At 74.6% G+C, this 19,234-nt stretch carries 14 protein-coding genes and 1 tRNA gene; 9 read left to right on the top strand and 6 right to left on the bottom strand.

Annotation, left to right across the window (positions count from 1 at the left end; genetic code table 11):
- The 5 genes from nuoL to ACI8AK_RS00495 are packed head-to-tail and all read left to right on the top strand — an operon-like array spanning position 1 to position 7,418.
- The gene (gene nuoL / locus ACI8AK_RS00475; RefSeq protein WP_456954845.1) at positions 1-1,908 is read left to right on the top strand and encodes an NADH-quinone oxidoreductase subunit L; all 1,908 of its coding nucleotides are present in this window, start codon (positions 1-3) and stop codon (positions 1,906-1,908) included.
- A gap of 34 nt (positions 1,909-1,942) precedes the next feature.
- Positions 1,943-3,556, top strand: a complete 1,614-nt coding sequence (locus ACI8AK_RS00480; RefSeq protein WP_456901414.1) for an NADH-quinone oxidoreductase subunit M — start codon at positions 1,943-1,945, stop codon at positions 3,554-3,556.
- Positions 3,556-5,085: an NADH-quinone oxidoreductase subunit NuoN gene (gene nuoN, locus ACI8AK_RS00485; RefSeq protein ID WP_387987825.1), complete on the top strand. Its 1,530-nt coding sequence runs from the start codon at positions 3,556-3,558 to the stop codon at positions 5,083-5,085. The genes ACI8AK_RS00480 and nuoN overlap by 1 nt, the downstream gene beginning before the upstream one ends.
- The gene (locus ACI8AK_RS00490) at positions 5,085-6,143 is read left to right on the top strand and encodes a polyprenyl synthetase family protein (protein ID WP_387987824.1); all 1,059 of its coding nucleotides are present in this window, start codon (positions 5,085-5,087) and stop codon (positions 6,141-6,143) included. Before nuoN ends, ACI8AK_RS00490 begins: the two co-directional genes overlap by 1 nt.
- 12 nt (positions 6,144-6,155) lie before the next feature.
- Positions 6,156-7,418, top strand: a complete 1,263-nt coding sequence (locus ACI8AK_RS00495) for a PQQ-dependent sugar dehydrogenase (RefSeq protein ID WP_387987823.1) — start codon at positions 6,156-6,158, stop codon at positions 7,416-7,418.
- Between the two features lie 130 nt (positions 7,419-7,548).
- On the opposite strand, the gene ACI8AK_RS00500 is transcribed toward ACI8AK_RS00495, so the two are convergent.
- Positions 7,549-8,208 carry a pyridoxamine 5'-phosphate oxidase family protein gene (locus ACI8AK_RS00500; protein ID WP_456954846.1) on the bottom strand — a complete coding sequence of 220 codons (660 nt, stop codon included), beginning with the start codon at positions 8,206-8,208 and terminating at the stop codon, positions 7,549-7,551.
- Between the two features lie 90 nt (positions 8,209-8,298).
- On the opposite strand from ACI8AK_RS00500, the gene pdxR reads away from it, so the two are divergent.
- Positions 8,299-9,705, top strand: a complete 1,407-nt coding sequence (pdxR, locus tag ACI8AK_RS00505; protein WP_456954950.1) for a MocR-like pyridoxine biosynthesis transcription factor PdxR — start codon at positions 8,299-8,301, stop codon at positions 9,703-9,705.
- Positions 9,706-9,708: 3 nt separating this feature from the next.
- Here pdxR and ACI8AK_RS00510 read toward each other — a convergent pair whose 3' ends face one another.
- Together ACI8AK_RS00510 and ACI8AK_RS00515 are read right to left on the bottom strand one after the other, a co-directional pair.
- Positions 9,709-10,821 (bottom strand): 2-oxoacid:ferredoxin oxidoreductase subunit beta, encoded by a 1,113-nt coding sequence (locus tag ACI8AK_RS00510; protein ID WP_456954847.1) that lies wholly within the window; start codon positions 10,819-10,821, stop codon positions 9,709-9,711.
- Entirely contained in the window at positions 10,818-12,761 is a 1,944-nt protein-coding gene (locus tag ACI8AK_RS00515; protein ID WP_387987818.1) for a 2-oxoacid:acceptor oxidoreductase subunit alpha, read from the bottom strand. The genes ACI8AK_RS00510 and ACI8AK_RS00515 overlap by 4 nt, the downstream gene beginning before the upstream one ends.
- A gap of 202 nt (positions 12,762-12,963) precedes the next feature.
- Between ACI8AK_RS00515 and htpX the strand changes: the two genes are divergently transcribed.
- On the top strand, positions 12,964-13,839 hold the full coding sequence (gene htpX, locus ACI8AK_RS00520; protein WP_456954848.1) for a zinc metalloprotease HtpX: 876 nt from the start codon (positions 12,964-12,966) through the stop codon (positions 13,837-13,839).
- A 7-nt stretch (positions 13,840-13,846) separates the two neighbouring features.
- Here htpX and ACI8AK_RS00525 read toward each other — a convergent pair whose 3' ends face one another.
- Positions 13,847-14,887, bottom strand: coding sequence for an anti-sigma factor RsbA family regulatory protein (locus ACI8AK_RS00525; protein WP_387987814.1), 1,041 nt, complete (start codon positions 14,885-14,887; stop codon positions 13,847-13,849).
- A 92-nt stretch (positions 14,888-14,979) separates the two neighbouring features.
- Positions 14,980-15,471, bottom strand: a complete 492-nt coding sequence (locus tag ACI8AK_RS00530; RefSeq protein ID WP_387987812.1) for a YajQ family cyclic di-GMP-binding protein — start codon at positions 15,469-15,471, stop codon at positions 14,980-14,982.
- Between the two features lie 89 nt (positions 15,472-15,560).
- Here ACI8AK_RS00530 and ACI8AK_RS00535 point away from each other — a divergent pair.
- Positions 15,561-15,642, top strand: a tRNA-Tyr gene (locus ACI8AK_RS00535).
- A 69-nt stretch (positions 15,643-15,711) separates the two neighbouring features.
- Here ACI8AK_RS00535 and ACI8AK_RS00540 read toward each other — a convergent pair.
- Positions 15,712-16,155, bottom strand: coding sequence for a pilus assembly protein TadG-related protein (locus tag ACI8AK_RS00540; protein ID WP_456954849.1), 444 nt, complete (start codon positions 16,153-16,155; stop codon positions 15,712-15,714).
- Between the two features lie 524 nt (positions 16,156-16,679).
- Here ACI8AK_RS00540 and ACI8AK_RS00545 point away from each other — a divergent pair.
- Positions 16,680-19,229 (top strand): putative bifunctional diguanylate cyclase/phosphodiesterase, encoded by a 2,550-nt coding sequence (locus ACI8AK_RS00545; protein WP_456954850.1) that lies wholly within the window; start codon positions 16,680-16,682, stop codon positions 19,227-19,229.
- Positions 19,230-19,234 lie beyond the last annotated feature (5 nt).

The raw sequence follows: 19,234 nt of genomic DNA on the forward strand, positions 1-19,234 counted from the left end.
ATGGAATCCGCCGTCGCCGCAGAGGGCCTGCTGTCGGCCTCGTGGCTGGTCATCGCACTGCCGCTGCTCGGGGCGGCGGTCCTCCTCCTGGGCGGGCGCCGCACCGACCGCTGGGGCCACCTGCTGGGGACGGCGACCGTCCTGGCCGCGTTCGTGGTCGCGCTGCTGGCCACCGTGCAGCTGGCCGGGCTGGAGGAGCGGGCGGTCGACGTCGACCTGTTCACCTTCCTGTCGGTGGGCTCGCTCGACGTGCAGGCCGGGTTGCTGGTCGACCCGCTGTCGGCGACCTTCATGCTGCTGATCACCGGCGTGGGCGGGCTCATCCACGTCTACTCGGTCGGCTACATGGCGCACGACCCGCGGCGGCGCCGGTTCTTCGCCTACCTGAACCTGTTCGTCGCGGCGATGCTGCTGCTGGTCCTCGGCGACAACTACGTGGCCCTCTACGTCGGGTGGGAGGGCGTCGGCCTGGCCTCCTACCTGCTCATCGCCTTCTGGCACGAGCGCCCCGCCGCGGCCACCGCCGCGAAGAAGGCCTTCGTGATGAACCGGGTCGGCGACGTCGGCCTGGCTCTCGCGATCTTCGTGATGTTCGCCCAGCTCGGGACGGTCTCCTACGAGGGCGTCTTCGGCGGGGTCGGCGCCCTGGCCGGCGGCACGGTGACGGCGCTCGGCCTGCTCCTGCTGCTCGGCGCGTGCGGCAAGTCCGGCCAGTTCCCGCTGCAGGCGTGGCTGCCCGACGCCATGGAGGGCCCGACGCCGGTCTCGGCACTCATCCACGCCGCGACGATGGTCACCGCCGGCGTCTACCTCATCGCCCGCTCCGCGCCGATCTACGACCTGACGCCGACCGCCCGCGCCGTCGTCCTCGCCGTCGGCGCGGTCACGCTGCTCTACGGCGCGGTCGTGGGCTGCGCGTACGACGACATCAAGAAGGTGCTCGCGTACTCCACGGTCAGCCAGATCGGCTACATGTTCCTGGCCGTGGGCCTGGGCCCGGTCGGCTACGCCGCGGCGATCGCCCACCTGCTCACCCACGGCTTCTTCAAGGCCGGGCTGTTCCTGGGTGCCGGGTCGGTCATGCACGCGATGGGCGACCAGGTGGACATGCGCCGCTTCGGTGGGCTGGCGCGGAAGCTGCCGGTCACCTTCGTCACCTTCGGCCTGGGCTACCTCGCGCTGATCGGGTTCCCGTTCCTGTCCGGCTACTGGACCAAGGACGCGATCATCGAGGCGGCGCTGGACCGCGGCGACGGGTGGGGCTGGCTGCTCGGCGCGGTCGCCGTCGTCGGCGCCGGGCTGACCGCCTTCTACATGACCCGGCTGGTGCTGATGACGTTCCTCGGCCGGCCGCGGTGGACCGAGGGCCAGCACCCGCACGAGGCGCCGACGGTGATGACCGCGCCGATGGTGGTGCTCGCCGCCGGCTCGGTGGCCGCCGGGTTCCTGCTGGTGCAGGTGTTCCCGCTCGACGAGTGGCTCGCCCCGGTGTTCGGCGAGCCCGAGGAGGCCGCGCACGTGGTCGCCCCGGCCGTCGTCGGGATCGTGGTGACCGCGGTGATGCTGGTCGGCGTCCTGGCGGCGTGGCTGTTCGTCGGCCGCCGCGAGGTCCCCGAGGTCGCCCCGGCCCGCGTCTCGCCGGTGGTGCGCGCGGCGCGGAGGAGCCTCTACGCCGACACGGTCAACGAGTCGCTGTTCATGCGGCCGGGCCAGTGGCTCACCCGGGCGCTGGTGTGGGTGGACAACCGCGGCGTCGACGGCGCGGTCAACGGCCTGGCCGCCACGCTCGGCGGCTCGTCGTCGCGGCTGGGCCGGGCGCAGACCGGGTTCGTCCGGTCCTACGCGCTCGGGATGCTCGGCGGCGCGGTCCTGGTGGCCGGGGCGCTGCTGGCGGTGACGGCCGGGTGAGCGAGCCGGGCTCTCAGGAGAGGACGACGACAGAGTGAGCGACTCCCTGCTCCTGGTCGCGATGCTGGTGGTGCCCGCGGTGGGCGCCGCCGTCGTCGCGGCGCTGCCCCGCGCGAACACGGCGCTGGCCCGGCAGCTCGCCCTCGGCGTCAGCCTGGTCGTGCTGGTGCTCGCGGTGCTGGCCACGGTCGCGTTCGACCCCGACGGCGACCGGTTCCAGCTGACGACGTCGGTGCCGTGGATCGAGGGCTTCGGCGTCGACTTCGCCCTCGGCGTCGACGGCATCGCCCTGGTCATGCTGCTGCTGGTCGGTGTGCTGGTGCCGGTGGTCGTGCTCGCCTCCTGGCGCGACGAGCCCACCGGCCGCCGCTCGATGCGGACGTTCTTCGCCTGGCTGCTGCTGCTCGAGGCGTGCATGGTCGGCGTCTTCGCCGCCACCGACGTCTTCCTCTTCTACGTCTTCTTCGAGGCGATGCTCGTCCCGATGTACTTCCTCGTGGGCAGCTTCGGCGGCCCGCGCCGGCAGTACGCGGCGGTCAAGTTCTTCCTGTACAGCCTGGTCGGCGGACTGGTCATGCTCGCCGCGGTCATCGGCCTGTACGTCGTCAGCGAGGCGGCGGGCGACGGGACGTTCGCCTTCGAGTCGCTGCGGCAGCTCGACATCGACCCGGCCGCCCAGCGCCTGCTGTTCCTCGGCTTCTTCGTCGCCTTCGCGATCAAGGCGCCGCTGGTGCCGCTGCACACCTGGCTCCCCGACGCCGGTGCCGAGGCCCCGATCGGCGGCGCGGTGCTGCTCGTCGGCGTCCTCGACAAGGTCGGCACGTTCGGGTTCCTGCGCTACTGCCTGCCGCTGTTCCCCGACGCCTCCCGGGAGTTCGCCCCGCTGGTGCTCGTCCTCGCCGTCGCCGGCGTCCTCTACGCCGCGCTGCTGGCGATGGGGCAGAGCGACATGAAGCGGCTGGTGTCCTACACCTCGATCGCGCACTTCGGCTTCATCGCCCTCGGCGTCTTCGCCTTCACCACCGAGGCCGGCACCGGCGCGGTGCTGTACATGGTCAACCACGGCATCGCGACCGGCCTGCTGTTCCTCGTCGTCGGGATGCTCATCGCCCGCGGCGGCTCCCGGCTGGTCGGCGACTACGGCGGCGTGGCCACGCGGGCGCCGAAGCTGGCCGGGGTGTTCCTGGTCGCGGGGCTCGCGTCGCTCGCGCTGCCGGGCACCAACAGCTTCGTCAGCGAGTTCCTCGTGCTGATCGGCTCGTTCCCGACCCGGCCGGTGTTCACGGTCCTGGCCACCGTCGGGATCATCCTGGCCGCGCTCTACGTCCTGCTGCTCTACCAACGGACCATGCACGGCCCGCCGCGCGGCGTGCTCTTCCCGGCCGACGACGAGCCGGCCCCGGCCCCCGCGGGCGGCGCGCACGGCGCGACGGCGACCCTGACCGCCCCGGCCCGGGCGACGGCGCGGCTGCGCGACCTGACCCGCCGCGAGACGGCCGTCGTCGCCCCGCTCGTGGCCCTGGTCATCGTGCTGGGCGTCTACCCGCAGCCGCTGATCCGGCTGATCGAGCCCGCCGTCGCCGCCACCATGAGCGACGTCGGCGCCGACCCGGCCGGCGTCGACGCTCCGACCGAGGGGACCGACTGATGACCATCGAGGCCCCCGACCTCTCCTTCGCCGCGCTCGCGCCGCTGCTGTTCGTCCTCGGCGCCGCGTGCGTCGGCGTGCTCGTCGAGGCGTTCGGCCCGCGCGACACCCGCCACCCGGTGCAGGTCGCCGTCGCGCTGGTCGGCACCCTCGGCGGGCTGGTCAGCACCCTGCTGCTCGCGGGCACCCGCGAGGTGACCGCCGGGGGAGCGCTCGCCGTCGACGGCGCCGGGCTGTTCCTGCAGGCCACCATCGCCGGGCTCGGCGCGCTGTCGCTCCTGCTGTTCGCCGAGCGCAACCTCGACCCGGCCCGCTCCGCGTTCGTCGTCTCCGCCGCGGTGCCCGCGGGCAGCGTCCGCGACCGCGAGCTGCTCACCGTGCAGCGCGTGCAGACCGAGGTCTACCCGCTGGCCACCTTCGCCATCGGCGGCATGATGCTGTTCGTCACGGCGAACGACCTGCTGCTGATGTTCGTCGCGCTCGAGGTGCTCAGCCTGCCGCTGTACCTGATCAGCGGCCTCGCCCGCCGGCGCCGGCTGCTGTCGCAGGAGGCGGCGGTCAAGTACTTCCTGCTGGGCGCCTTCGCCTCGGCGTTCTTCCTCTACGGCCTGGCGCTGGTCTACGGCGCCACCGGCAGCGTCCGGCTCTCCGCGGTCCGCGAGGCGGTCGCGGCCGGCGGGGGCGGCACGCTCGCCGTCCTCGGCCTGGCGCTGCTGATCGTCGGGCTGCTGTTCAAGGCCAGCGTGGCGCCGTTCCACACCTGGACGCCGGACGTGTACCAGGGCGCGCCCACCCCGGTCACCGCGTTCATGGCCGCCTGCACCAAGGTCGCCGCCTTCGGCGCGATCCTGCGGCTGCTCTACGTCGCGTTCGGCACCGAGGAGTGGACCTGGCGGCCGCTGGTCTACGCCGTGGCGATCGTCTCGATGGTCGTCGGCGCGGTCCTCGGGCTCACCCAGACCGACCTCAAGCGGATGCTGGCCTACTCGTCGGTCGCGCACGCCGGGTTCCTGCTCACCGGCGTCCTCGGCTACCCGGGGACGGGCCTGTCGGCCGTGATGTTCTACCTGCTGGTCTACGGCCTGACCACGCTCGGCGCGTTCGCCGTCCTCACCCTGGTGCGCAGCGGCGACGGCGAGGCCACGCACCTGTCGCAGTGGGCGGGCCTCGCGCAGCGCTCGCCGGTCACCGCCGCGGTCATGAGCCTGTTCCTGCTCGCGCTCGCCGGCATCCCGCTCACCAGCGGCTTCACCGGCAAGTTCGCCGTCTTCCGCGCAGCGATCGAGGACGGCGCCTGGCCGCTGGCGCTGGTCGCGCTGCTGGCGAGCGCGGTGGCGGCGTTCTTCTACCTGCGGGTGATCGTGCTCATGTACTTCTCCGAGCCGGCCGCCGACGGTCCCACGGTCGGCGTCCCCGGGCTGCCCACCACCGTCGTCCTCGCGGTGACCGCCGCGGCCACCCTGGTCCTGGGGATCGTCCCCGGGGCGGTGCTCGGTCTCGCCGATCGGGCGGCTATCTTCGTCGGTTGATGACCGGACCCCGTGCCGCCGTCGACGGGATCGCCCCGGCCGAGGTCTGGCACCGCATCTCGACCCCCGCCTCGACCATGGGCCCCTGGCTCCCGGGCGGGGCCCTCGGCGACTCGCTGGCGGAGGGGCTGGCCAACGTGGAGGCGGCGCTGGCCACCGCGGTGGCCAGCGAGCACCCGTTCGTCTCCGAGGCCGCGGGCCACCTCATGGCCGCGGGCGGCAAGCGCTTCCGCCCGATGCTCGCGCTGCTGGCCGCCCACCTGGGCGACGCGCACGCGCCGGACGTCGTGCGGGCCGCCGTCGTCTGCGAGCTCACCCACCTGGCCACGCTGTACCACGACGACGTCATGGACGAGGCAGCCGTCCGCCGCGGGGCGCCCAGCGCCAACAGCCGGTGGACCAACAGCGTCGCGATCCTCACCGGCGACTTCTTGTTCGCCCGCGCCTCGGACCTGCTCGCCGACCTCGGCCCCGAGGCGGTCCGCATCCAGGCGCGCACGTTCGAGCGGCTGGTCACCGGCCAGATCCGGGAGACCGTGGGCGCCCGCCCCGGCGAGGACCGCGTGCAGCACTACCTCGAGGTGCTGGCCGACAAGACCGGCTCCCTGGTCGCCACCTCGGCCCGCTTCGGCGCCCGCTTCGCCGGGGTCGACGCCGACCTGGTGGGGGCGCTGACCCGCTTCGGCGAGGAGGTCGGCGTCGCGTTCCAGATCTCCGACGACCTGCTCGACATCGTCAGCCAGGACGGCGCGTCGGGGAAGGCGCCCGGCACCGACCTGCGGGAGGGCGTCGCCACGCTGCCCGCGCTGATCGCGCTGGCCGGGGACGACCCCGCCGACGCGCGGCTGCGCGAGCTGGTCTCCCGCCCGCTGTCCGACGACGCCGAGCACGCCGAGGCGCTGGCGCTGCTGCGGGGGTCCGCGGCGCTCGACCGCGCCGGCGCGGTGCTGCGGGACTACGCCGACCGCGCCCGGTCCTCGCTGTCCGCCGTCCCGGCCGGTGAGGTGCGGGACGCGCTGTCGGCGCTGTGCGACTACGTGGTCACCCGGACCAGCTGACGGAGGACCCCCGTGCCCCCCACCGCCCGCACGCTCGCGGCGGGCCGCTGCGCGAGGGCCACGGTCCTGGCCGCCGTCCTGGTGCTGACCGGCTGCTCGGGGGCCGGGGGAGCCGACGGGGCCGACGCGACCGGCGACCTGCCCGGTGCGCAGGAGGACGAGGCGGCCACCGCGGCCCCCGACGGCGGGGTGACCGCGCCGGGCGGCCTGCCCGAGCTGCGGGTCGAGACCGTCCTCGACGGGCTCGACCACCCGTGGGACGTCGCCCAGGCGCCCGACGGCACCCTGCTGGTCGACGAGCGCGGCGGCGGCCTCACCGCGGTGCTGCCCGACGGCACCGCCCGGGCGCTCGAGGCCGACTTCTCCGACCTCTTCGCCGACGGCGAGACCGGCCTCATGGGACTGACCCTCGACCCGGCCTTCGCCGGCAACCGCCGGCTCTACACCTGCCAGGGCGTGCAGGCGGACGGCGGCGCGGAGATCCAGGTGATCGCCTGGACCGTCGACGCCGGCTGGACCCGCGCCACCCGCGTCGCCGACCCGCTGGTCGACGACATCCCGGTCAACGAGCGCACCGGACGGCACGGCGGCTGCCGCGTCCGCTTCGCGCCCGACGGCGCGCTGCTCGTGGGCACCGGCGACAACGCCGTCGGCAGCAACCCCCAGGACCGCTCGACGCTCGCCGGCAAGGTGCTGCGGGTCGACCCCGCCACCGGCGGGCCCGCGCCGGGCAACCCGTTCGCCGACGACCCGGACCCGGTCACCCGGTTGCTGCTGAGCTACGGGCACCGCAACGTGCAGGGCATCGCCGTCCAGCCGGGGACCGGGGAGGTCTACACCGTCGAGCAGGGGCCCGACCGCGACGACGAGGTGAACCGGTCGGTGCCCGGCGGCAACTACGGCTGGGACCCCGACGGCGCCGACGGCTCCTACGACGAGAGCGTCCCGATGACCGATCCCGGGCTGCCCGGCGCCGTCCCGGCGGTCTGGTCGTCCGGGGACCCGACGATCGCCACCAGCGGCGCCGACTTCCTCAGCGGGATCCAGTGGGGCGGCTACGACGGGCTGCTGCTCGTGGGGGTGCAGAAGGACACCGGCGTGCTCGCGCTGCGGATCGACGACCAGGGACGGCTGACCGAGCAGTTCCGGATGCCGGGACTCGAGGACCGCTTCGGCCGCATCCGGACGCCCCGGCTCGGCGTCGACGGCGCGCTGTACGTCACCACCGACAACGGCGGCGGCGAGGACGTCCTCCTGCGTGTGACACCCGCGTAGCGGGAACGGCTCAGCGCCGCGATCGGCCCCGGTGCAGGGGCCCGCGCCGAGCGTGCGGGGCGTGGGGGCACCGAGGTCCTCCCGGGCACCTGGCCGCGGTGTCGGCCGGCGGGCCGACGGTGTCACGGCGTCAGACCCGCCGGCGGAGGACGCGCTCGGGTACCGGGGTCCCGTCGGGCAGCAGCGGGCAGGGCTCGGGCTCCCCGACGACGGTGCGCAGCGGCAGCACGCCGGCCCACACCGGCAGGCCCAGGTCCTCCTCGTCGTCGACCGGCGGCCCGGTGCGGACCTTGACGCTGGCCTCGGTCAGGTCCAGCGCGAGCACCGCCGTCGCCGCGGCCTCCTTCCGGGACGGCTGCCGGGTGGCCGTCCACGACCCGGGCGCCAGGTGCTCGGTCAGCACCGCGAAGGCGCGCAGCCGCTCCTCGGGGTCGGTGACCGGCCGGGCGGTCCCGTGCACGACGGCGCAGCGGTAGTTCATCGAGTGGTGCATGGCCGAGCGTGCGTACACGATCCCGTCGAGGTGGGTGACCGTGAAGCAGGCCGGCGCCCCCGCCGCGGCCGCCCGCAGCGTCGCCGCTCCCGTGGACCCGTGCAGGTACAGCGTGTCGCCGTCGCGCCCGTAGCCGGTCGGCAGCACGACCGGGGCGTCGCCGAGGACGACGCCGAGGTGCCCGACCAGGCCGGCGTCGAGGACGGCGTAGAGGTCGGCGCGGTCGGTACGGGCGCGGTCGGACAGCCGCCGGAGGGTGCTGCGCGGGGTCGGGGACAGGGGCGTCGAAGTGGTCACGGCTCCAGCCTGCGTGGCGGAGTGGCCTGCCGGAAGGGCCAGTAGGCTGCCGGTCGACCAGGCCAATCGGAGCGGAGGTCACCCGTGGACATGCCCCCGGTCGTCCTCGACCGCAGCGCCGGCCGCCCGCTCGCGGTGCAGCTCGCCGACGCCCTGCGCACCGCGGCCGCCGGCGGCGTGCTGCGCCCCGGCGACCGGCTGCCGTCCACCCGCGAGCTGGCCGCGGCGCTGCGGGTCAGCCGCACCGTGACCGCCGCCGCCTACGACCAGCTCGTCGCCGAGGGCTGGGCCGCCGGGCGGCAGGGCGCGGGGACCTTCGTCGTCGGCGCCGCCCCCGCCGGACGGCCGGCGCCGCCGCCCCGGCCCGGCCCGGCCCACACGCCCCCCGCGGCGGTCGACCTCCGGGCCGGGTCGCCGTGCCTGGAGGTGCTCGACCGCGCCGCCTGGCGCCGGGCCTGGCGGGCCGCCGGGGACGAGCCCCCCGACGCCGCGCCCGAGCCCGCGGCCGATCCCGCCTTCCAGGCCGCGGTCACCGGGCACCTGCTGCGGCACCGCGGCCTGCCGGTGGACCCCGCCGACGTGCTCGCCACCGGGGGGACCTCCGCCGCCGTCACCGAGGTCGCCCGGCTGCTGCCGCCGGGCAGCCGGGTCGGCGTGGAGGACCCCGGCTACCAGCGGGCGGCCGGGGCGCTGCGCGCGGCCGGCGTCGAGGTGGTGCCCTGCCCGGTCGACGGCGACGGCCTGGTCGTCGACGCCGTCCCGGACGGGCTGGCCGCGGTCTACTGCACGCCGGCCCACCAGTGGCCCCTGGGCCGGCGGATGTCGGCGGGCCGCCGCGTGGCGCTGGTCGCCCGCGCGCGGGCCGAGGGCTGGTGGGTGCTGGAGGACGACTACGACGGCGAGCTGCGCTACGACGTCGCCCCGCTGCCGCTGCTGGCCGCCCTGGCCCCCGACGTCGTGGTGCACCTCGGCACCAGCAGCAAGATCGTCAGCCCGACCCTGGGCACCGGCTGGCTGGTGGCGCCGCCGGCCCTGCGGGCGGAGCTCGTGGCCGCCCGGACGGCGACCGGCACCCGGCCCGCCCGCGCCGGCCAGCGGGTGCTCGCGGCGCTGGCGTCCTCGGGCGACCTGGCCCGGCACCTGCGGCGGCTGCGCCGGGAGCTGTCCGAGCGGCGGGCCCTCGTGCTGCGGGAGCTGGCCGCCGGAGGCGTGGCCGTCACCGGGGACCCGGCGGGCGCGCACGTGTTCGTCCCGCTCCCGGATCGTGCGGCCGAGGAGGCGGTGGTCGCCGCCGCGGCCGTCCGCGGGCTCGCCGTCGACGGGCTGGCCCGGCACCTGACCGGACCGGGGCCGCACGGCCCGGCCGCCGGCCTGGTCCTGGGCTTCGCCGCCCCGTCCCGCGCCGGGCTCACCCGGGCGCTCCCCGCGCTGGCCGAGGTCGTCGGAGGACACGACCGGCCCGCCCTCCGCGAGGAGGACGGGCCGGTCGGGAGCTGACGACTACGCGGACACGGTCCAGGTGTCGTTGCCGGCCAGCAGCGCGTCGAGGTCGCCGCCGCCACCGGTGCGGGCCTCCTCGAGCTGGTCGAGCATCATCCGGTCGTAGGTGGGCTTGCGCACCGACCGGAAGACGCCCATCGGCGTGTACCGCAGGTCCTGGCTGGACAGCCGCGACAGCGCGAACGCGTAGGAGGGGTCCTGGCGGGTCGCGTCGTGGACGACGATCTCGCTCGCGTCGACCTGGTTGGTCTCGGCGATCCGCAGGCCCCCGAACTCGTCGCGGACCACGCACGAGGCGCCGTCCGGGCCGAACACCAGCGGCTCGCCGTGGACCAGCGGGATCGTCCACATCGGGCCGGTGGCCGGGTCCTTGAGCAGGTCGAAGGCGCCGTCGTTGAAGATGTTGCAGTTCTGGTAGATCTCCACCAGCGCGGTGCCCTCGTGCTCGGCCGCCTGCCGCAGCACCTCGGTGAGGCCCTTGCGGTCGGAGTCCATCGCCCGCCCGACGAACGTGGCGTCGGCGCCGATGGCCAGCGAGACCGGGTTGAACGGGTGGTCCAGCGAGCCCATCGGGGTGGACTTGGTGACCTTGCCGACCTCGGACGTGGGGGAGTACTGACCCTTGGTCAGCCCGTAGATCCGGTTGTTGAACAGCAGGATCGTCATGTTCACGTTGCGGCGCAGCGCGTGGATCAGGTGGTTGCCGCCGATCGACAGCGCGTCGCCGTCACCGGTCACGACCCACACCGACAGGTCCGGCCGCGAGGCGGCCAGGCCGGTGGCGATGGCCGGGGCGCGGCCGTGGATCGAGTGCATCCCGTAGGTGTTCATGTAGTACGGGAACCGCGACGAGCAGCCGATGCCCGAGACGATGACCATGTCCTCGCGGGCGATGCCGAGCGAGGGCAGGAAGCTCTGGACCGCGTTGAGGATGACGTAGTCACCGCACCCCGGGCACCAGCGCACCTCCTGGTCGGTCTTCATGTCCTTGGCCTTGAGGGCGGTCTGCTTCTCGCCCTGGGTGGTCACGGAGTCGGCGATCGCCTGCTGGATGCGCGCGTCGATCGGGGTGCCCGGCATGCCGAGGTCGTGGACGTGCGGGGAGGTGGTCACTGCTGGCCTCCGGTGCTGGCCGTCGGAGTGGTGGAGTCGATGACGTCCTGGACGACCCCGGCCAGCTCGGCGGCCCGGAAGGGCAGCCCGCGCACCTGGGTGTGGCTCTGGACGTCGACGAGGTACTTCGCGCGGAGCAGCAGTGCGAGCTGCCCCATGTTCATCTCGGGGCAGACGACCCGGTCGTACCGGCTCAGCACCTCGCCGAGGTCGGCCGGCATCGGGCTGACGTGCCGCAGGTGGATCTGGGCGACCTTGCGGCCCGAGCGCCGGATCCGCCGGCAGGCGGCGCCGATCGGTCCGTAGGTGGAGCCCCAGCCGATGACGGCGACCCGCGCGTCGCCGTCGGGGTCGTCGACGTCGGTGGGCGGGATGTCGGCGGCGATGCCGTCGACCTTGGCCTGCCGCAGTCGGGTCATGAGGTCGTGGTTGGCCGGGTCGTAGGAGATGTTGCCGGTCCTGTCGGCCTTCTCCAGCCCGCCGATGCGGTGCTGCATGCCCGCGGTGCCCGGGATCGCCCACGGCCGGGCCAGGGTCTCGGGGTCGCGCAGGTAGGGCAGGAACTCCGGCGTCCCGTCGGCGGTGGCGCCGTTGGGCTCGGTGGCGAACTCCACCCGCAGGTCGGGCAGCTCGTCGGCCGCCGGGATCGCCCACGGCTCGGCGCCGTTGGCCAGGTAGCCGTCGGACAGCAGCATGACCGGCGTCCGGTACTTCAGCGCGATCCGCGACGCCTCGAGCGCGGCGTCGAAGCAGTCGGCCGGGGAGCGCGGCGCGATCACCGGCAGCGGCGCCTCGCCGTTGCGGCCGAACATCGCCTGCAGCAGGTCCGACTGCTCGGTCTTGGTGGGCAGGCCGGTCGAGGGCCCGCCGCGCTGCACGTCCACGATCACCAGCGGCAGCTCGGTCATGACGGCCAGGCCGATGGTCTCGGACTTCAGCGAGACGCCGGGGCCCGACGTCGTCGTGATGCCCAGCGCGCCACCGAACGAGGCGCCCAGCGCCGCGCCGATGCCGGCGATCTCGTCCTCGGCCTGGAAGGTGCGCACGCCGAACGCCTTGTGCCGGGACAGCTCGTGGAGGATGTCCGACGCCGGGGTGATCGGGTAGGCGCCGAGGAACACCGGCAGGCCCGACCGCTGGCCGGCGGCGACCAGCCCGAGGGCCAGCGCCTGGTTGCCGGAGATGTTGCGGTAGCGGCCCGGCGCCATGGGGGCCGGCTTGATCTCGTAGGAGACGGCGAAGGCCTCGGTCGTCTCGCCGTAGTTGTAGCCGGCGCGGAAGGCCGCGATGTTCGCCGCGGCGATCTCCGGCTTGCGGCGGAACTGCCGCTCGAGGAAGCGCACGGTGCCCTCGGTGGGCCGGTGGTACATCCAGCTCAGCAGGCCGAGGGTGAACATGTTCTTGCTCCGCTCGGCCTCCTTCTTGCCGAGCCCGGAGTCCTTGAGCGCCTCGAGGGTCATCGAGGTCAGCGGCACGGCGACGACCTGCCAGCCGTCGAGCGAGCCGTCCTCGAGGGGGTTGGTCGCGTAGCCGACCTTCGCCAGGTTGCGCGGGGTGAACTCGTCGCTGTCGGCGATCACCAGCCCGCCGCCGGGCAGGTCGGAGAGGTTGGCCTTGAGCGCCGCGGGGTTCATGGCGACCAGCACGTCCGGGGCGTCGCCCGGCGTCATGATGTCGTGGTCGGCGAAGTGCAGCTGGAAGGAGCTGACGCCGGGCAGGGTCCCCGTCGGCGCGCGGATCTCGGCGGGGAAGTTGGGCAGCGTCGACAGGTCGTTGCCGAAGGACGCCGTCTCGCTGGTGAACCGGTTGCCCGTCAGCTGCATGCCGTCGCCGGAGTCCCCGGCCAGCCGGATGACGACGCGGTCGAGTTCGACGACGCTCTTGACGAGCCCGCCGGGGGCCGAGCTGCCGGGCGTGAGGGGCGATCCGGTGACGGTCATCAGGGTTACCTCCGACGGCTCAGGTTACGGGCCGGGTTCGCGCGCCGGTCCTGTGAAGCGGCTCACGGGACCCGCCGTCGCGGGCGGCGCTCTCGACACCAACCCTCCCCGACGGACGGGTGTTCCGCTCCACTCCCGTCCGTGACGGGGGTCGCAACCCGGGGCCGGGAACGGCGGTCGCGGCCGTTCCGTTCACCGGGGCGTGCGGCGATGGGACAACGGGGTGCGGACCGCGCTCCTCCTGGGCCTGGTGGCCGGTCTCGCCCTCGCCGCCGGGGCGCTGGTGGGCGGGCGGGGCGGTCTGCTCGTGGCGCTCGTCGTCGCGCTCGGGGTGAACGGCTGGGCCTGGTGGTCCTCCGACCGGCTGGCCCTGCGCGCGATGCGGGCCTTCCCGGTCACCGAGACGCAGGCGCCGGGCCTGTACGCGATGGTGCGGGAGCTGGCCACCCAGGCCCGCCAGCCGATGCCGCGCCTCTACGTGAGCCCCACCGACCAGCCCAACGCCTTCGCCACCGGGCGCACGCCGCGGCGGGCCGCCGTCTGCTGCACCCAGGGCATCCTCGAGCTGCTCGACCGCCGGGAACTGCGGGCGGTGCTCGCCCACGAGCTCTCGCACGTCCGCAACCGCGACGTGCTGGTCGGCTGCGTCGCCGGAGCCCTGGCCAGCGTCGTCACCTACCTGGCGCACCTGGCCACGTTCGCCACGCTGTTCGGCGGCCGCTCCGACGACGACCGCGACGGCGGCGTCCTCGGGACCCTGCTGCTGGTGCTGCTCGGCCCGCTGGCCGCCGGGCTGGTGCGGCTGGCGGTCACCCGCGGCCGCGAGTACGAGGCCGACGCCGACGGCGCCCGCCTCAGCGGTGACCCGCTGGCCCTGGCCAGCGCCCTGCGCCGCATCTCCGCCGGCGCCTCGGCCCGGCCGCTGCCCGCCGACGACCGGCTGGTCGCGCAGAGCCACCTCATGATCGCGGCACCTGTCCGCGCCGCGGGCCTGGCGGCGCTGTTCTCCACCCACCCGCCGATGGCCCAGCGGATCGCCCGGCTGGAGCGGATGGCGGGGGAGTCCGGCCGCGGCTGACCCGGCGTCAGGTCCAGGACGTCGACAGGCGGACGCTGGTGCCGGCGTCGTCGCGGCGGATCGCCACGTGGTCGCACAGCTGGCGGGCCAGCCACAGGCCCATCCCGCCGTGGGACAGGTCCTCCCCGTGCGCGGGCCCGTAGCCGGCGAACGGGTCGTCCAGGCCGCGGCCGGAGTCGCGGACCGTGGCCACCAGCCGCCCGGGCGCCGTCCACAGCCGCAGCCCGGCGGGCGGGGAGCCGTGCCGGACCGCGTTGGAGGTCATCTCGTCGACCGCCATGAGGAAGTCCTCGAGCACGTCGGCCGGCCCGTCGACGGAGTCCAGGTGGGCGCGGACGGCGTGCCGCAGCCCGGCGTAGTCGGTGATGTCGTCGTCGGCCAGCGCCGGGGCCGTGGCCTCCAGCGGCTCGTCGGGCACCGGCAGGGCCCGCAGGTAGGCGGCCGGGTCGACGTAGTCGGGGTTGGCCGCCCGGCCGTCGGGGGTGACGACCCCGGGGTGGGTGTGCAGCGCGGAGGTCAGCAGCGGGTCGGGGAGGGCGGAGCTGAACACGCACAGCCCCCACAGCGGGAGCGGGGCGAACGCGTCGTTGATGACCGACTCGTAGGCCTGCCACTCCCGCCAGTCGGCAGGGGTGGCGCCGAAGTCGACCTCGCCCACGCACCGGACCAGCCGGCCGGACGCGGCGTGCTGCTCGGCGAACCGGCGGAAGGCCGTGATCGCCGTGGGGGTGCGGGACCGGTAGAGCCGGTGCCGCTCGACGACGACCACCCGCGGGTCCCGGCCGACGGCCTCCCACAGCGGACCGGCGGTCCCCGGCCCGGTCGCGATCACGGCCGCGTCCCCGGCCTCCAGGCCCTCGAGCAACCACGGCGCGGCCGCGGCGGCGACGTCGTCGGCCGTGTCGTAGACGAGCGCGTCGTGCCGTGAGCCCGCGGGCGGCAGGGAGCCCGCGTCGTGTGCGTCGTGGCCGGCGGCGGCGGAGCCGTCGCGGCGCACTGCACCGTCCCCGGGCTCCCCACCGGTCCGCCGGCTCCCGTGGAGGACCATCGCGTCCACGGTAACCGGCCCCTCCGGGGTGTTCGTGCGCCCGCGGACCGCGACCGCCCGATCGGGGCGGTCGCGGTCCGCGGGTCGGCCGGTCAGCGGTAGTTGTCGAACTGGAGGGCGACGTCGAGGTCCTGCGCGCGCAGCAGGCGCTGCACCTCCTGCAGGTCGTCCCGCTTCTTGCCGCTGACGCGGAGCTGGTCGCCCTGGATCTGGGCCTGGACGCCCTTGGGGCCCTCGTCGCGGATGATCTTCGCGATCTTCTTCGCGACGTCGGACTCGATGCCCTGCTTGATCCGCGCCGACAGCTTGTAGGCCTTGCCCGAGGACTGCGGCTCGTCGGCGTCGAGGGCCTTGAGCGAGATGCCGCGCTTGACGAGCTTGTCCTTGAACACGTCGAGGGCGGCGTTGACCCGCTCCTCGGTGTCGGCCTGGAGGAGGACGCCGTTCTCCCCGGCCCAGGCGATGCTCGCGTTGGTCCCGCGGAAGTCGAAGCGCTGGGCGAGCTCCTTGCCCGCCTGGTTGATGGCGTTGTCGATCTCCTGGTGGTCGACCTTGCTCACGACGTCGAAGGACGAGTCGGCCATGTCTGCTCCTCACCCCGCGCGGAGGACCCGCGACGGGACCTCGTCGGGCCGTCGCCGGCCCGTCTTGTACGCTCTCCCCGTGGGTCCACGGCGGGTTGCCCGAGTGGCCAATGGGAGCGGACTGTAAATCCGTCGGCTTAGCCTACGAAGGTTCGAATCCTTCACCCGCCACCCCTCGCAGAGCGGCCCCCGACCGGCAGGTCGGGGGCCGCTCCCGCGTTCCGGGCCCGCGTCCCCGGCTCAGGGCAGCGTCGGCGCCTGCGCGCCGGCCACCGCGGTGACCTCCAGCGGCCGTCCGCCCAGGAACAGCCAGCCGAAGGCGATCTGCACCGACCGCGTGCAGCGGACCGTGACCTCGGTGCCGTCGGTCTCCGCCGACCAGGCGTCCAGGGCGGTCCCGCCGTCGGCCAGGTGGTCGGCGACGGCGGCCCGCGCCGTCTCGCCGGTCAGGGGCAGCGCCGTGCCCACGCCCGTGGCGTAGACCCGCCCCTCGTCGGTCCGGTTGGCGGCGGCCAGTGCCGCGCCGTCGCACACCGCCTGCACGTCCTGGTGCTCGAGGAAGGCGTCGGACGCGGCGACCGCACCCAGCGCCATGAAGGCGGCCACCAGCCAGCAGACGAGGACGAACGGCATCGCGGAGCCGCGCTCCTCCTCGCCGCCGACCGGCCTCCCGCCTCCCCGCACGGCGGCAGCGTAGGTGCGGCGCGGCTCCGGCGGACCGCCGTCCACGGACCCGGTCGATCACACGGGCACCACCTGTCACCCGTGCCGGTGACGAGTTGCTGATCAACAACCACTGTCCGTAGTGACACTACGGCCCGTCACCCGTTCGTGATGCTCCGTGCTTGCCTCGCCCGAGTGAGGGCAACGATGGTTCCGGGCGCGGTCCGTACTCGAACGACGCTCTGCCCCCGCGCCTGGGTGACAGCCGCAACTGCCAGCTGTCTTTTCCATGCCTGAGGAGGCGTCATGAACGAGCGTGGTGCGAAGTGGGCTCGCGGGGCCAAGTGGGCGCGGGGCGCCAAGTGGGCCCGGGGTGCGAAGTGGGCTCGCGGAGCCAAGTGGGCCTGATCCGCGGCTGACCCCGTCCCGATCGGGACGGGGTCACGGGTGGGGCGTCCGCCCTCCCTCCTTGGGGTCGGATCGGTTCTGGGGGGCGGCCTGCGCTGTTAGCCTCGGCGCCGCCTCTTCCCTCCTCACAGATCCGGATGACCTTGGCGAGTCGCGCGCGTGCCACGCCCCGTCGTGTCGGCGCGCTGCTGCCCCTGGGTGTGATCGCCGCCGCCGGCGTCGTCCTCGCGACGGTCGCCGGCCTGCTGGTCTTCCCCGCCGCGCCGGCCGAGTTCCGGCTGGCGCCCTTCCTCGTCGTCGTGGCGGCCTTCTTCGCCACCGACATGGTCTCCCTGCACGTGGAGTTCCGGCGCCAGACGGTGGCGTGGTCGGTGAGCGAGCTCGCCCTGACGATCGCGCTCGTCGAGTTCGGCGGCGTCTGGGCAGCGGTGGCCCGGGTGGTCGGGCTCGGCGCGAGCATGGCCTACCAGCGCTACGCCTGGGCGAAGATGGTCTACAACCTCGCGGTCGCCGTCATCGAGGTGGCTGCGGCCGTCACCGTGCTGCAGGTGCTGCCGTTCGGGGCGCTGGAGGACCCGCTCAGCTGGGTGAGCCTCCTGGTCGCCGTCCTGGTCGCCGACCTCGTGGGCGCTCCCCTCGTCGTGGCGGCCATCCGACTCAGCGGTGGCAACCCCACGTGGCGGCTGTGGAAGGAGCTGTTGCTCCCGATCGGGGTCGTCGCTCCCTTCGCCGTCTCCGTCGGGCTGGTGGCCGCCCTCCTCAACGCCCGGACCGGCTGGGCGGCCTTCCTCATCGCCCCCGCGGCGGTGGCCGTCATCCTGCTGTTCCGGCGGTTCGCCCAGGTCTCCCGGGCGGGGCAGGGGCTGGAGCAGATCTACGACTTCGCCCGGCGGATCGAGTCCGTGTCGCCCGACGAGGACGGGCCGCTCGAGATCGCGGTCGCGGTCAAGGAGCTGCTCAACGCGGACAAGGTCGCGCTGTGGCTGCCGCCCTACCTCGACGAGCCGCCGCGGCTGGTCGTGGCCGGCGACGGCGGCGTCACCTGGTACGACGGGCCGGCCGACCCCGAGGACGTCCTGCGCCAGCGGGTGCTGACGCCCGGGTCCACCGAGCCGGTCCTGGTGACCGCCGGCCGCGCGACGCCGGCCGAGTCCGCCGCCCTGACCCGCCGCGGCGCCCAGGAGGTCCTCGGCGCCCCCGTGGCGACCGCGGCCGGCGAGCCCGGCTACCTCGAGGTGTGCGACCGGCGCAGCGACGTCGTCTCCTTCTCCGGCAGCGACCGCTCCGCGCTGGACTCGATGCTGACCCACGTCAACGCGGCGATCCGCCAGCAGCAGCTGCTCACCCAGATCCGCTACGACGCCGACCACGACCGGCTGACCGGGCTGCCCAACCGGCAGCGGCTGGCCGCCGAGATCGACCAGATGCTCGGCGCCGACCCGGTCGGTGCGCGGGCCGGGCTGGTGCTCGCCGCGCTGGACAACCACACCGAGATCGTCGACACCCTCGGCCACGCCGCGGCCGACGAGCTGCTGCTGGTCACCGCCGGCCTGCTGCGCGAGCACGCCCCGCCGGCCGCGCTCGTCGCGCGGATGGAGGGCGAGCAGTTCGCCGTCCTCCTGCCGGGGCTGTCCCTGCCGGCGACCGAGCGGGCCGCCCGGCGGCTGCGCGAGGCCACCTCCACCCGGGCGCGGGTCGCCGGCCTGGACCTGGAGGTCACGCTGACCATCGGCGTGGCGGCCGCGCCGGTCCACGGCACGGACTCCGGCACGCTCATGCAGCGGGCCGACGTCGCGCTGCTGGCGGCCGCCTCCGAGAGCGGCGGCGTCGCCAGCTACCACCAGGTGCTGGACCAGCAGAGCCTGCGCCGCCTGCAGCTGGGCACCGAGCTCGAGCAGGCCATGGCCGACGGGCAGATCAGCGTCGTCTTCCAGCCGATCATCGACGCCCGGACCTCCGACATCGTCTCGGTGGAGACCCTCGTGCGCTGGGCGCACCCGCGGTTCGGCGCGATCCCGCCGGACGACTTCATCCACCTCGCCGAGCAGATCGGCCGCATCGGCCCGCTCACCGACCACGTGCTGGACCTCGCGCTGGCCCGCTGCCGGCGGTGGCTGGACCAGGACATCGCGCTGTCGGTCGCGGTGAACCTCTCCGCGCGCTGCCTGGCCGAGCCGGACCTGGTCGAGCGGGTGCAGCGCGCGCTGCGCCGCCACGGCGTCCCGGGGGAGCTGCTCATCCTCGAGCTGACCGAGGGCAGCGTCGTCGACGACTCGGTCCGCTCGGGCACCGTCCTCACCGACCTGCACGCCCTGGGCCTGCGGCTGTCGATGGACGACTTCGGGACCGGCTACTCGTCCCTGTCGCAGCTGCGGCAGCTCCCGATCGACGAGGTGAAGATCGACAAGTCCTTCGTGCTGGGGATGTCCACCAGCCAGGGCGAGTCGTTCATCGCCCGCTCGATCATCGAGCTCGCGCACAACCTTGGCCTGCGCGTGGTGGCCGAGGGCGTCGAGGACGAGCTGACCCGCAAGCTGCTCACCGAGATGGGCTGCGACAAGCTCCAGGGCTTCCTGGTCAGCCGGCCGCTGGCCGACGAGATGCTGGAGAAGTGGCTGCTCGCGCGCACCGGTGTCCGGTCCGCCGCGCCCGGCGCCCAGCACCGCCGGCTGTTCGTCCGCGCCTGACTGTT

The sequence above is a fragment of the Geodermatophilus sp. SYSU D00867 genome (genome assembly GCF_054050315.1).

Excerpts from the sequence above, each read along its gene's own strand:
- nuoL (WP_456954845.1), top strand. The coding sequence starts at position 1 with ATGGAATCCGCCGTCGCCGCAGAGGGCCTGCTGTCGGCCTCGTGGCTG.
- nuoN (WP_387987825.1), top strand. The coding sequence starts at position 3,556 with ATGACCATCGAGGCCCCCGACCTCTCCTTCGCCGCGCTCGCGCCGCTG.
- ACI8AK_RS00490 (WP_387987824.1), top strand. The coding sequence starts at position 5,085 with ATGACCGGACCCCGTGCCGCCGTCGACGGGATCGCCCCGGCCGAGGTC.
- pdxR (WP_456954950.1), top strand. The coding sequence starts at position 8,299 with ATGCCCCCGGTCGTCCTCGACCGCAGCGCCGGCCGCCCGCTCGCGGTG.
- ACI8AK_RS00515 (WP_387987818.1), bottom strand. The coding sequence starts at position 12,761 with ATGACCGTCACCGGATCGCCCCTCACGCCCGGCAGCTCGGCCCCCGGC.
- ACI8AK_RS00525 (WP_387987814.1), bottom strand. The coding sequence starts at position 14,887 with ATGGTCCTCCACGGGAGCCGGCGGACCGGTGGGGAGCCCGGGGACGGT.
- ACI8AK_RS00530 (WP_387987812.1), bottom strand. The coding sequence starts at position 15,471 with ATGGCCGACTCGTCCTTCGACGTCGTGAGCAAGGTCGACCACCAGGAG.
- ACI8AK_RS00545 (WP_456954850.1), top strand. The coding sequence starts at position 16,680 with ATGACCTTGGCGAGTCGCGCGCGTGCCACGCCCCGTCGTGTCGGCGCG.